Source organism: Variovorax paradoxus, assembly GCF_009498455.1.
Classification (GTDB): domain Bacteria; phylum Pseudomonadota; class Gammaproteobacteria; order Burkholderiales; family Burkholderiaceae_C; genus Variovorax; species Variovorax paradoxus_H.
Window position 1 is genome coordinate 5,106,246 of the sequence record NZ_CP045644.1, and the last position, 12,218, is coordinate 5,118,463.

Genomic DNA, 12,218 nt, shown 5'->3' on the forward strand with positions numbered 1-12,218 from the left:
CGCACAATCCAAGGCTTCACCCCCTCCTTGGAGCGACCATGGCAACCCTGCGACTCGGCGACACCGCCCCCAATTTCACCCAGGACTCCAGCGAAGGCCCGATCGACTTCTACCAGTGGGCCGGCGATTCGTGGATCGTGTTCTTCTCGCACCCGGCCGATTTCACGCCCGTGTGCACCACCGAACTTGGCAAGACGGCGGCGCTGTCGGGCGAGTTCGCCAAGCGCGGCGTGAAGCCCATCGCGCTGAGCGTCGACCCGGCCACCAAGCACAAGGAGTGGATCTCGGACATCAACGAGACGCAGAACACCACCGTCAACTTCCCGATCATTGCGGACGCCGACCGCAAGGTGGCCGACCTGTACGACCTGATCCACCCGAATGCCTCGGCCACGGCCACCGTTCGCAGCGTGTTCATCATCGATCCGAAGAAGGTGATCCGCACCACCATCACCTACCCGGCATCGACCGGCCGCAACTTCGACGAGATCCTGCGCGTGATCGACTCGCTGCAGCTCACCGACAGCCACAAGGTCGCCACGCCCGTGAACTGGAAGGACGGCGACGACGTCGTCATCGTGCCGAGCATCCAGGACCCGGCCGAGCTGGCCGAGCGCTTCCCCAAGGGCTTCAAGGCCGTCAAGCCTTACCTGCGGATCACGCCGCAGCCGAACAAGTAAGCCCGCAGGACCGCGCCGTCATGCAGACTCGCGTCATCATCGTGCCCGGCTGGCGCGACTCCGGGCCCGGCCACTGGCAGAGCCTGTGGGAAGCGCGCATTCCGGGCGCGGCGCGGGTGGCGCAGGACGACTGGGCCTCGCCCAAGCGCGATGCCTGGGTGCCCGCACTGGCCAGGCTCGTGCTCGAAAGCGAAGGCCCCGTGGTCATCGCGGCGCACAGCCTGGGCTGCATCGCCACCGCGCACCTGCCGCCCGAGGCCGCTGCCCGCATCCAGGGTGCGCTGCTGGTGGCGCCGGCCGACCCGGAGCGTCGCGCGGTGCTGTCCGACTTCGCGCCCGTGCCGTATGCGGCGCTGCCGTACCGCAGCATCGTGGTGGCGAGCAGCAACGATCCCTATTGCCCTATCCGCCTCGCGGGTGCCTATTCGCGCGCCTGGGGCAGCGAGTTCGTGCGCATGCAGAATGCGGGGCACATCAACATCGATTCGGGGCACGGAGACTGGCCGCTCGGCCTGGCCCTGCTGCAATCGTTGACCGACGAACCCGCCGCCTGGTCGGCCGGTCGTGAATTTTCAGACAACCTGGCAACCACATGACTTCCAGAATCAAGACCCTCGTCGCCGTGCTCGCGCTGGCGTCCTCCGCACTCGCCGGCAACACTGCCTTTGCCCAAGGCACAGGCCTGCTGAACGCCTCGTACGACGTGGCGCGCGAGTTCTACAAGGACTACAACGCAGCGTTCGTGGCGCACTACAAGAAGGCCACGGGCAAGGACGTCAAGATCGACCAGTCGCACGGCGGCTCCAGCGCCCAGGCACGCGCCGTGGCCGACGGCCTCGACGCCGATGTGGTCACCATGAACACCTCGACCGACATCGACTTCCTGGCCGGCACCGGCGTGGTCGCCAAGGACTGGAACAAGAAATTCCCCGAGAACGCATCGCCCACCACCTCGACCATGCTGCTGCTGGTGCGCAACGGCAACCCCAAGGGCATCAAGGACTGGGACGACCTGATCAAGCCGGGGGTGCAGGTTGTGATCGTCAACCCCAAGACCGGCGGCAACGGCCGCTACGCCTACCTGGCCGCCTGGGGCTACATCAAGAAGAAGGGCGGCACCGACGCGCAGGCCGCCGAGTTCGTCGGCAAGCTGTTCAAGAACGTGCCGGTGCTGGCACGCGGCGGCCGCGACGCCACCACCGCCTTCCTGCAACGCAACATCGGCGACGCGCTGATCACCTTCGAATCCGAAGTGGTCTCGATCGACCGTGAATTCGGCACCGGCAAGGTCGACTCGGTGTACCCGTCGATCTCCATCGTGGCCGAGAACCCGGTTGCCATCGTCGAGCGCACCGTCAAGAAGAAGGGCACGGGCGAGCTCGCCAAGGCCTACCTCGACTGGCTGTACTCCGAAGAAGCGCAGGAAATCGCCGCCAAGCACGCGCTGCGTCCGCGTTCGCCGGCCGTGCTCAAGAAGCACGCCGCGACCTTCAAGCCCCTGCAGCTGTTCACGGTGCAGGAACTGTTCGGCAGCCTGACCGAAGCGCAGAAGGTGCACTTCAATGACGGCGGCCAGTTCGACAAGCTCTACACCCCTGGCGCGAAGTAAATGAGTGGCGCTGCTTCTTCGGCGCTCCCGGCAGCGGGAGCGCCTTTTTCACGTGCCAACCGGGCAGGGGGCGCCAAGCGCGTGCTGCCCGGTTTCCACATCACGCTCGGCTTCACGGTCTTCTACCTGTGCCTGATCGTGCTGATCCCGCTGTCGGCGCTGGTCTTCAAGACCTTCACGATGACCTGGGAGCACTTCTGGGTGTCGGTGACCGCACCGCGCGTGATGGCCTCGTACCGCCTGACCTTCGGCGCCTCGCTGATCGCGGCCATGGTGAATGCGGTGTTCGGCCTGCTCGTGGCGTGGGTGCTGGTGCGCTACAAGTTCCCGGGCAAGCGCATCGTCGATGCGCTGGTCGACCTGCCGTTCGCGCTGCCCACGGCCGTGGCCGGCATCTCGCTCACGGCGCTGCTCGCAGGCAACGGCTGGATCGGGCAATTGCTCGAGCCGTACGGCATCAAGCTGGCGTTCACGCCGGCGGGCATCGTGATTGCGCTGATCTTCATCGGGCTGCCGTTCGTGGTGCGCACGGTGCAGCCGGTGCTCGAAGACACCGAGAAAGAACTCGAAGAAGCCGCGACGTCGCTGGGCGCCACGCGCCTGCAGACCTTCACCCGGGTGATCTTTCCGGCGATTGCGCCTGCGTTGCTCACGGGCTTTGCCATGGCCTTCGCACGTGCCATCGGCGAGTACGGCTCGGTGATCTTCATCGCCGGCAACATGCCGATGATTTCCGAGATCACGCCGCTCATCATCATCGGCAAGCTGGAACAGTACGACTACACGGGCGCCACCGCGGTCGCGCTGGTGATGCTGGTGCTGTCGTTCATTTTGCTGCTGGTCATCAATGGCCTCCAGGCATGGCAGCGCAAGCGCGCAGGAGCCTGACATGAGCGCACCTTCCAAGATCATCCGCCGCGCGCAAGCCGGCACCACCGAGTCGGCCTGGGTCCGCTGGACGCTGATCGGCATCGCGCTCGCGTTCATGTTCCTCTTCCTCGTGCTGCCGCTGGCGGCCGTGGCGGTCGAAGCGCTGCGCAAGGGTCTCAACGCTTATCTCGAGGCGCTGAAGGAACCCGATGCGTGGAGTGCGATCCGACTCACGCTCATCACCGCTGCCATCGCCGTGCCGATGAACCTCGTCTTCGGCGTGGCCGCAGCCTGGGCCATCGCCAAGTTCGAGTTCCGCGGCAAGGCCTTCCTCACCACACTGATCGACCTGCCGTTCGCGGTGTCGCCGGTGGTCGCGGGCCTGATCTACGTGCTGGTGTTCGGCGCGCAGGGCTGGTTTGGCCCGTGGCTGGCGGAGCACGACATCAAGATCATCTTTGCCGTGCCCGGCATCGTGCTGGCCACCGTGTTCGTGACCTTTCCCTTCATTGCGCGCGAACTCATTCCGCTGATGCAGGCGCAGGGCACCGACGAAGAGCAGGCGGCCATCGTGCTCGGCGCGACCGGCTGGCAGACCTTCTGGCGCGTGACCTTGCCCAACATCAAGTGGGGCCTGCTGTATGGCGTGATCCTGTGCAATGCGCGCGCCATGGGCGAGTTCGGTGCGGTGTCGGTGGTGTCGGGCCACATCCGCGGCCAGACCAACACGATGCCGCTGCACGTCGAAGTGCTCTACAACGAATACCAGTCGGTGGCTGCGTTTGCCGTGGCCTCGCTGCTGGCGATCCTGGCGCTGGTCACCCTGGTGATCAAGTCGGTCATCGAGTGGCGCCATGAGCGCGAAATGAAAGCCATCGCCGAGCTGCCGCCCGAGCGTCCCCCCGAGCCTTCGGCGGCCTGAGAAGACGAGAGAACAAGACCATGAGCATCGAAATCCGCAACATCAGCAAGCAGTTCGGCGACTTCCGGGCGCTGAACAACGTGAACCTCGACGTCGAGTCGGGCGAACTCGTCGCGCTGCTCGGCCCTTCGGGCTGCGGCAAGACCACGCTGCTGCGCATCATCGCGGGCCTGGAAACGGCCGACACCGGCAGCATCCACTTCTCGGGCGAAGACACGACCGACGTGCACGTGCGCGAACGCCAGGTCGGCTTCGTGTTCCAGCACTACGCGCTGTTCCGCCACATGACCGTGTTCGAGAACGTGGCCTTCGGCCTGCGCGTGAAGCCGCGCAAGGAGCGCCCGAGCGACGCGCAGATCAAGCAGAAGGTGACCGACCTGCTCAAGCTGGTGCAGCTCGACTGGCTGGCCGACCGCTACCCGTCGCAGCTGTCCGGCGGCCAGCGCCAGCGCATCGCGCTGGCCCGCGCGCTGGCGGTGGAGCCCAAGGTGCTGCTGCTCGACGAACCCTTCGGCGCGCTCGACGCCAAGGTGCGCAAGGAACTGCGCCGCTGGCTGCGCCGGCTGCACGACGAGCTGCACGTCACCTCGATCTTCGTCACGCACGACCAGGAAGAAGCGCTCGAAGTGGCCGACCGCGTGGTGGTCATCAACAAGGGCCGCATCGAGCAGGTTGGCTCGCCGCAGGACGTGTGGGACAAGCCCGCGAGCCCGTTCGTCTACGGCTTCCTGGGCGACGTGAACCTGTTCCACGGCCGGGCCGACAACGGCGCCGTGCAACTGGATGGCATGCGCATCGACTCGCCCGAGCACAGCACCGCGCGGGACGCCAAGGCACTGGCCTACGTGCGCCCGCACGACCTGGACGTGACCCGCTACGTGGCGGGTGCCACCGGCATCGTCGCCACGCTGTCGCGTGCGATTGTGGTCGGACCGATCGCGCGGCTGGAACTTGAGCCCACCGAAACGAATCCAGATAATCCGGGCTCCGGAACCATCATCGAAGCGCAACTCCCTGCGCAACAGTTCCGCGACCTGGACTTGAAGGAAGGCGACACCGTCGTCGCCAACCCCCGCAAGGCCAGGGTGTTCGTAGAAGAAGATTGGGTGTCTCCTTGATCCATTGGTACTTCGGCGCGCCGCGCCGCGCGCTCGCGCTGATCTGCCTGGCCTGTGTGTTGATGCTGGCCTTCGGGCTGTATCTGCAACACGTGGTCGGGCTCGAACCCTGCCCCATGTGCATCGTGCAGCGCTACGCGCTGATGCTCGTGGCGCTGTTCACCGGCCTGGCGGCGCTGTTCAACAGCCGCGGCCTGCAGGTGACGGGCGGGGTGCTGGCGCTGGCGGCGGCGGTGGGCGGTGCCTACACGGCGGCGCAGCAGAGCTGGCTGCAGTGGTATCCGCCCGAAGTCGTTTCGTGCGGGCGTGACCTGTACGGAATGATCGAGACCTTCCCGCTCAAGCGCGCGCTGCCGATGATCTTCCGCGGCGGCGGCGACTGCTCCAAGATCGACTGGTCGCTGTTCGGCCTGACGCTGGCGAACTGGTCGTTCATCGCGTTCACGGTGCTGGCGCTGTTGCTCCTCACTTTGCTGCTGCGTCGGCGCACTGCGCGCTGAGTTCTTTTCCAGTAGTTTCTGCGGCGTGGCCCGCTGCCTTTCGAGGGCAGCGGGCCACGCCGTTTTCAATGGCCACGCCGCTGCGGGCCGAGGCAAAGGCCCGTCGAAACTGCGTGCTTTAGCAGGCCTTCAGCAACCGGGGCTAGGATCAATCGCATCCTTTCCCGGGTTCCGCCGCCCGTTTCATCCCACTGTCACTGCATGCCCACCACTCCCTCGCGACGATCGCGCAAGCTCCTTGTCGGCCTGGCCTTGCTCGTCGTGCTGGCGATCGCGGCCTTCTTCTGGCTGAGCCCGCCGAAGAAATCCGACTACCTCACCGCCACCGTGCAGCGCGGCGACCTGGAGAACGCGGTGCTCGCCAGCGGCGTGCTGCAAGCCTTCAAGCAGGTCGAGGTGGGCGCGCAGGTGTCGGGCCAACTCAAGTCGCTGAAGGTGGTGCTCGGCCAGCCCGTGAAGAAGGGCGACTGGCTCGCCGAGATCGACCCTGTCATTTCGCAGAACACCCTCGCGCAGGAACAGGCCAAGCTTGAGAACCTGCAGGCGCAGAAGCTCGCGAAGGAAGTCCGCGTGAAGCAGGCCGAGCTCACCTGGGCGCGCCAACGCGACATGCTGGCGCAGGACGCCGCCGCGCGCCAGGACCTGGAAGGCGCCGACACCGAACTGCGCGCGCTGCGCGCCGACGCCGTGTCGCTCGATGCGCAGATCCGCCAGCAGAAACTGGCTTTGGCCTCGGCGCAGACCAACCTGTCGTACACCCGCATCATGGCGCCCATCGACGGCGACGTGGTGTCGATCAACACGCTCGAAGGCCAGACCGTGGTGGCCTCGTTCCAGGTGCCCACGCTCATGAAGCTGGCCGACCTGTCGACCATGACCGTGAAGGCCCAGGTGTCCGAGGCCGACGTGGTGCGCGTGAAGGCCGGCCAGCCCGTGTACTTCACCATCCTCGGCGACCCCGACACGCGCTACCACGGCACGCTGCGCGCGGTGCAGCCGTCGCCCGAGAAGATCAACAACGCCGTGTTCTTCAACGCGCTGTTCGACGTGCCCAACCCCGACCGCACGCTGCGCGTCGACATGACGGCGCAGGTCGCCATTCTGCTGGGCGAGGCGAAACAGGCGCTGACCGTGCCGCTCACCGCACTCGGCACGCGCGACAAGGACGGCCGCCATGAAGTGCGTGTGCTCCTGCCCGACCAGCGCGTGGAAAAGCGGCAGGTGCGCATCGGCATCCGCAACAACTTCCAGGCCCAGGTGCTCGAAGGCCTGGAGGAGGGCGACAACGTCATCACCGGCGACGCCTCGGCGCTGGAGAAGACCGACGGCAGCACGAACGACAACGGCGGCGGCAGCGGCAACCGGAGGCCGCGCCAGTGACGCAGCCACTGCTGACCCTGCGCGGCATCGGCCGCAGCTTTCCCTCGGGCGAGCAGGAGGTCCAGGTGCTGAAGGACGTCGACCTGGACATCGGCCACGGCGAAATGCTGGCCATCGTCGGCGCCTCGGGCTCGGGCAAGTCGACCCTCATGAACATCCTCGGCTGCCTCGACCGGCCGACCACCGGCACCTACACCGTGTCGGGCCAAGACGTCGGCACGCTCGACAGCGACGCGCTCGCCGCGCTGCGGCGCGAGCACTTCGGCTTCATCTTTCAGCGCTACCACCTCATGCAGCACCTGACGGCCGCCGGCAACGTCGAGGTGCCCGCCGTCTACGCCGGCACCGAGGGCACGGCACGCGACGCGCGGGCGCGGCAGCTGCTCGCGCGCCTGGGCCTCGAAGACCGCACGGAGCACCGGCCGAGCCAGCTCTCGGGCGGCCAGCAGCAGCGCGTGAGCATTGCGCGCGCGCTGATGAATGGCGGGCAGGTCATCCTGGCCGACGAGCCGACCGGCGCGCTCGACCGCAAGAGCGGCCAGGAGGTCATCGGCATCCTGCGCGAGCTGCATGCGCAGGGCCACACCATCATCATCGTGACGCACGACATGCAGGTGGCGCGCTGCACCGAACGCATCATCGAGATCGCCGACGGCGTGATCGTCGGCGACCGGCCGAACGTGCCGACCGTGGCCGCGCCCACGCAGACGGTCGGCGGCGACACCCCGGCGCCGCCCGCCATGACCCGCCCCACGCTCGGCATCGCGCGCTTCAGCACCGGTTGGGCGCGTTTCTCCGAAGCCTTTCGCATGGCCTGGCGCTCGATGATGGCGCACCGCATGCGCACGGCGCTGACCATGCTGGGCATCATCATCGGCATCACCTCGGTGGTGTCGATCGTGGCCATCGGGGAGGGCGCCAAGCGCTTCGTGCTGGCCGACATCAAGGCCATCGGCACCAGCACGCTCGACATCTACCCGGGCCGCGATTTCGGCGACGACAAGGCCGCGAGCATCCGCACGCTGCTGCCGGCCGACCTGCAGGCCATTGCCGCGCAGCCCTTCGTGCACAGCGTCACGCCGACCACCCTGCGCAGCCTGCGCTTGCGCTACCGCAGCGCTGATGTGAATGGCAACGTGAGCGGCGTCAGCGACAACTTCTTCAGCGTGCGCGACATCCAGATGACCAGCGGCACGGCCTTCAATGCCAACGACGTGCGCCAGCAATCGCAGGTGGTGGTGATCGACCAGAACACGCGGCGCAAGCTCTTTCCCGAGGGCACCGACCCGATCGGCAAGGTCATCCTCGTGGGCAGCCTGCCGTGCACCGTGATCGGCGTGGCACAGGAAAAGAAGAGCATGTTCAGCGAGAACAAGTCGCTCAACATCTGGCTGCCCTACAGCACCGGCGCGAGCCGCCTGTTCGGCCAGCAGCACTTCGACGGCATCACCGTGCGCATCCGCGACGACCAGCCCACCAAGGCGGCCGAGGAAAGCATCGTGCGGCTGCTCACGCTGCGCCACGGCGGCAAGGACTTCTTCACCTTCAACATGGACAGCATCGTGAAGACGGCCGAGCGCACCAGCCAGTCGCTCACCTTGCTGCTGTCGCTGATCGCCGTGATCTCGCTGGTGGTGGGCGGCATCGGCGTGATGAACATCATGCTGGTGTCGGTGACCGAGCGCACCCGCGAGATCGGCATCCGCATGGCCGTGGGCGCGCGCCAGAGCGACGTGCTGCAGCAGTTCCTGACCGAGGCCGTGCTCGTGTGCCTGGTCGGCGGTTTCATCGGCGTGCTGCTGTCGTACGGCATCAGCTTTCTGTTCTCGGTGTTCGTGAAGCAATGGCAAATGATCTTTTCACTGGGCGCCGTGGTGTCGGCCTTCCTGTGCGCGTCGCTCATCGGCGTGCTGTTCGGGTACCTGCCGGCGCGCAACGCCGCGCGGCTCGACCCCATCGAGGCGCTGGCCCGTGAGTAGCGCGCGCCTGACCCTGGGAGCGCTCGCCATCGCGGTGGCGCTCGGCGGCTGCACGCTGTTCCAGCCGGAGCGGCGCGAGCAGCGTCCGCTCGGCGTGCCGCAGGCATGGCAGCAACAGCCGGCGTCGCAGAACGCGGCGGCCATGCCGCAGACCCGCTGGTGGACCGCCTTCCACGACCCGCGGCTCGACACCCTCATCGACAACGCCCTGCGCACCAACAACAACCTGGCCGCCGCCGGCATCCGCGTGCAGCGCGCGCAGTTGCAGGCCGGCCTGGCGAACACGAACCTCACGCCGGGCGTGACGGGGCAAGTCGGCACCAGCCGCAGCTTCGACTTGAAGCGAGGCGGCGTGGCCGCATCAAGCGCGAACACCTCGTTGAACCTGAGCTACGAAATCGATCTCTGGGGTCGCCTGTCGGCACAGCGCAGCGCCGCCGATTGGGAGCTCCAGGCCACCGAGTCCGACCGCGAGGCCACGGCGCTGGCGCTGGTCGGCACGACCGCCGGGCTGTACTGGCAAAGCGGCTACCTGAACCACCGCATCGCGCTGAGCGAAGCCGGCATGGCCGATGCTCGGCGCATCCAGGCGCTGGTGCGCGCCAAGTACGCGGCGGGCGCCGTGTCCGGGCTCGACGTCGCGCAGGCCGGCCAGAACCTCGCGAGCCAGGAGGCTGCGCACACGCAGCTGCTGCAACAGCGCGTCGAAGCGCGCAACGCGCTGGCCATCCTGTTCGACATGCCGCCCGACACCCCGAAGGAGGAGCCGTCGCGGCTGCCGGACACCGCCTTGCCCGTGATCGATGCCGGCCTGCCCGCGAGCCTGCTGGGCCGCCGGCCCGACCTGCGTGCGGCGGAGCAGCGCCTGCGGGCGTCGCTGGCGAACGTCAATGCAACGCGCACCGGCTTCTACCCGACGCTGAGCCTCACAGGCTCGCTGGGTGCGGGGAGCACTGCGCTGGGTGAGGTGCTGAAAAACCCGATCGCCACGTTGGGCGCTGGGCTGGTGTTGCCTTTCCTGCAATGGAACACCGCGCGGCTGACCGTCGCTGTGTCGCAGACGCAGTACGAAGAGGCGGTCGTCGGATTCCGCCAGTCGCTCTACACCGCGTTGTCCGAGGTGGAGAACACGCTGTCATCACGAACCCAGCTGCAGGACGAAAGCGTGAAGCTGGCCTTGGCGCTTCAGCAGGCGCAGCGCGCGGAAGCCCTGTCGGAAGTGCGCTACCGCGCCGGCGCCACCGCGCTGCAGCCGGTGCTCGATGCCAAGGACAAACGCCGAATCGCAGAGGTGTCCGTGGCGCAGAACCGGTTGAACCAGCTCAACGCCACGATGACGTTGTACAAGGCGCTGGGCGGCGCGGCCACTGTCGAGTAGGAAGAGAGAAACGGCTCCCACGCCACAGCAGGTGCCCGGCAGGCGGTGCGGTGTGGGCGGCCCCTCTGTGCCGCCGAGGAGCGCAGCGTTTCGCGGATCAGGGCTTGCAGCTGTCTGAGCCGAAGGCGAGTTCTGCAAGACCCCGCGAAACGCGAGCACCGCAGGGCAGCCGCGAAGCGGCCGGCACAGTGGGGCCGACCGCGCCGTACCGCCTGTCGGGCGCCCCTCAAAAGGGACCTAAGCCTGAAACGGCGGCGCCCCCCGCACCTTCCGAACAAGCAGCCCCGGCAGCCGCAAGACAAACTCGACCATCAACCGCGTGTGCATCCAGGTCAGCAGCACGTTGTCGCGGCCATAGCGAAAGTGCGACACCCCGCCTTCTTCAGCCGTCAGGTACTTCACAGGCGCATCGATGTTCACCGGCTTGACCCCGCGCCAGGCCAGTCGCACGACCGCCTCGGTATCGAAGTCGAAGCGCCGCATCCAGGGTTGCCGCGCCATCACCGCGATCAGGTCGACCACCGGGTACACGCGAAAACCGTAGAGCGAATCGCCAACGCCCGCGAACAGCGTTTCGAGTTGCGTCCAGCCGTTGGACACCCGACGCCCACGCACCCGCAGCAACGGCGCACTGGCATCGAACACGGGCCGGCCCAGCACCATCGTCTCGGGCCGCGCCAGCGAGGCTTGCATGAAAGAGGGAATCAGGTCCGCCGGATGCTGCCCGTCGGAATCCATCGTCAGTGCGTGCGTGAAGCCGGCTTCTTTCGCGGCCCGCAAACCGTGCAGCACCGCCGAGCCCTTGCCCTGGTTCTGCGGCAGCACCCACACGCGCAGACCGGGGTCGCCGGCCGCCATCTGCTGCAGACGCTCGCCCGTGCCGTCGTTGCTGCCGTCGATCACCACCCACACCGGGTTCCATTGGGCCCGCGCCGCGGCGACCGTCGAGAACAGGCGCTCGCCCGTGTTGTAGCTGGGGATCAGGACAAGGTGGGTGCGCGAGGCGTCTGCTGGCATTCGGGGGACGCGTCGGTGGCGCGCTGCTCCATGTGTTGACGGAAATAGTGTTCCAGCTCGACCTGCAACGCATCGCTGTCCTGCGTCGGCGCAAAGCGCTTGCCCAGCCGCAGCGTGAACACGATGGGCAGCGGCGGCACGCGCCACAGCGGCCAGCCCTTGCCGAGGTAGGGCGAGTCGGTGTCGATGAACACGGTCTGGATCGGCGCCTGCGCCAGCTTGGCGATCAGCGTGGTGCCGGGGCGGAAGGGGTTGAGCGGCGGCGTCACCGTGCGCGTGCCTTCGGGAAAGATCACGAGCTGGCCGCCCTGGCGCAGGTCGTTGACCGCCAGGCGCACCATCGTGCGGGCCGACTTGTTGCTGATGTAGCGCGCCAGCCGGGCGCCCGCGCCGAGGAAGATGTTGCCCATCAGCTCGGCCTTCATGATGCAGGCGCTGCGCGGCAGCCGCGCCACCAGCAGCAGCGCGTCGAGCATGGTCGGGTGGTTGGCCACGAAGATCACGCCGGGTTCGTTGCGCATCGGGTCCAGGCACGAGGCGTCGATGCGCATCATGCCGGTGACGGAAGCGAGCCACCAGAACATCCGGTAGGCAAAGGCGATGGTCATGCGGCCCAGCGCGCGCGCCGGTGCGGCCGGCATCACCGGGTACAGCAGCATGGCGACGAAGTTCCAGACCAGCGAGATCAGGCCGAGGAACAGGAGCAGCGCGTAGAGCATCAGCGCGAGCGGGATCGACGTGAGAAAACGCAGCACGTTCATGGGT

At 67.3% G+C, this 12,218-nt stretch carries 12 protein-coding genes; 10 read left to right on the top strand and 2 right to left on the bottom strand.

Annotated elements, in window-relative coordinates:
* The first annotated feature begins 38 nt into the window (after positions 1-38).
* From GFK26_RS23535 to GFK26_RS23580, 10 genes are all read left to right on the top strand, one after another.
* The gene (locus GFK26_RS23535) at positions 39-680 is read left to right on the top strand and encodes a peroxiredoxin (protein WP_099789561.1); all 642 of its coding nucleotides are present in this window, start codon (positions 39-41) and stop codon (positions 678-680) included.
* 20 nt (positions 681-700) lie between these two features.
* Positions 701-1,276: an RBBP9/YdeN family alpha/beta hydrolase gene (locus GFK26_RS23540; protein ID WP_153284101.1), complete on the top strand. Its 576-nt coding sequence runs from the start codon at positions 701-703 to the stop codon at positions 1,274-1,276.
* Positions 1,273-2,289 (top strand): sulfate ABC transporter substrate-binding protein, encoded by a 1,017-nt coding sequence (locus tag GFK26_RS23545; RefSeq protein ID WP_153284102.1) that lies wholly within the window; start codon positions 1,273-1,275, stop codon positions 2,287-2,289. Before GFK26_RS23540 ends, GFK26_RS23545 begins: the two co-directional genes overlap by 4 nt.
* Positions 2,290-3,177: a sulfate ABC transporter permease subunit CysT gene (gene cysT, locus GFK26_RS23550; RefSeq protein WP_153284103.1), complete on the top strand. Its 888-nt coding sequence runs from the start codon at positions 2,290-2,292 to the stop codon at positions 3,175-3,177.
* A gap of 1 nt (position 3,178) precedes the next feature.
* Positions 3,179-4,081 (top strand): sulfate ABC transporter permease subunit CysW, encoded by a 903-nt coding sequence (gene cysW / locus GFK26_RS23555; RefSeq protein ID WP_153284104.1) that lies wholly within the window; start codon positions 3,179-3,181, stop codon positions 4,079-4,081.
* 20 nt (positions 4,082-4,101) lie between these two features.
* A complete protein-coding gene (locus GFK26_RS23560) occupies positions 4,102-5,199 on the top strand; it encodes a sulfate/molybdate ABC transporter ATP-binding protein (protein WP_099789544.1) in 1,098 nt (365 codons plus the stop codon).
* On the top strand, positions 5,196-5,699 hold the full coding sequence (locus GFK26_RS23565) for a disulfide bond formation protein B (RefSeq protein ID WP_153284105.1): 504 nt from the start codon (positions 5,196-5,198) through the stop codon (positions 5,697-5,699). The genes GFK26_RS23560 and GFK26_RS23565 overlap by 4 nt, the downstream gene beginning before the upstream one ends.
* Before the next feature lie 201 nt (positions 5,700-5,900).
* The gene (gene macA / locus GFK26_RS23570; RefSeq protein WP_153284106.1) at positions 5,901-7,079 is read left to right on the top strand and encodes a macrolide transporter subunit MacA; all 1,179 of its coding nucleotides are present in this window, start codon (positions 5,901-5,903) and stop codon (positions 7,077-7,079) included.
* The gene (gene macB / locus GFK26_RS23575; RefSeq protein ID WP_153284107.1) at positions 7,076-9,058 is read left to right on the top strand and encodes a macrolide ABC transporter ATP-binding protein/permease MacB; all 1,983 of its coding nucleotides are present in this window, start codon (positions 7,076-7,078) and stop codon (positions 9,056-9,058) included. The genes macA and macB overlap by 4 nt, the downstream gene beginning before the upstream one ends.
* Positions 9,051-10,436 (top strand): efflux transporter outer membrane subunit, encoded by a 1,386-nt coding sequence (locus GFK26_RS23580; protein WP_153284108.1) that lies wholly within the window; start codon positions 9,051-9,053, stop codon positions 10,434-10,436. The genes macB and GFK26_RS23580 overlap by 8 nt, the downstream gene beginning before the upstream one ends.
* 237 nt (positions 10,437-10,673) lie before the next feature.
* On the opposite strand, the gene GFK26_RS23585 is transcribed toward GFK26_RS23580, so the two are convergent.
* The gene (locus GFK26_RS23585; protein ID WP_153284109.1) at positions 10,674-11,453 is read right to left on the bottom strand and encodes a glycosyltransferase family 2 protein; all 780 of its coding nucleotides are present in this window, start codon (positions 11,451-11,453) and stop codon (positions 10,674-10,676) included.
* A complete protein-coding gene (locus GFK26_RS23590) occupies positions 11,417-12,214 on the bottom strand; it encodes a lysophospholipid acyltransferase family protein (protein ID WP_153284110.1) in 798 nt (265 codons plus the stop codon). Before GFK26_RS23590 ends, GFK26_RS23585 begins: the two co-directional genes overlap by 37 nt.
* Between the last annotated feature and the right edge of the window lie 4 nt (positions 12,215-12,218).